The organism is Vibrio sp. M260112, assembly GCF_036533775.1.
GTDB lineage: Bacteria > Pseudomonadota > Gammaproteobacteria > Enterobacterales > Vibrionaceae > Vibrio.
The window spans coordinates 1-494 of sequence record NZ_JATABH010000197.1 but is presented as its reverse complement, the minus strand read 5'-3'; the positions used below and the strand labels follow the sequence as shown (position 1 = coordinate 494).

Genomic DNA, 494 nt, shown 5'->3' with positions numbered 1-494 from the left:
ACTCCATGTTATATTTCTATCGACGGTGAAACTCAGGGTCTGATCACGGCGGGCGCCTGTACGGCTGACTCTATCGGTGACTCTTATGTAGAAGGTCACGAAGACGAGATGCTGGTTCAGAAGTTTGACCACGTCATTTCGGTTCCGACCGATCCACAATCTGGTCAACCTTCTGGTCAACGCGTCCATAAACCTTTCAAGTTTACTGTCACTCTCAACAAAGCCGTGCCACTGCTGTACAACGCGCTTTCTTCTGGTGAGAAGATGAAGAACGTAGAGCTTAAATGGTACCGCACCTCTATCGAAGGCAAACAAGAGAACTTCTTCACCACTAAGCTAGAAAATGCGTCTATCGTCGATATCCAGTGTGAGATGCCACACTGTCAAGATCCGTCGATGTCCGACTTCACGCAAAATCTAACGGTCTCAATGTCGTACCGTAAGATCACTTGGGATCACGTCAACGCAGGTACGTCTGGTTCAGACGATTGGCG

The 494-nt window shown here is 48.6% G+C and carries 1 protein-coding gene; it reads left to right on the top strand.

What is annotated here, in order from left to right; translation table 11 throughout:
* A partial coding sequence (locus QTN95_RS21070) for an Hcp family type VI secretion system effector (RefSeq protein ID WP_331418896.1) occupies window positions 1–494 on the top strand: 494 nt, incomplete at both ends.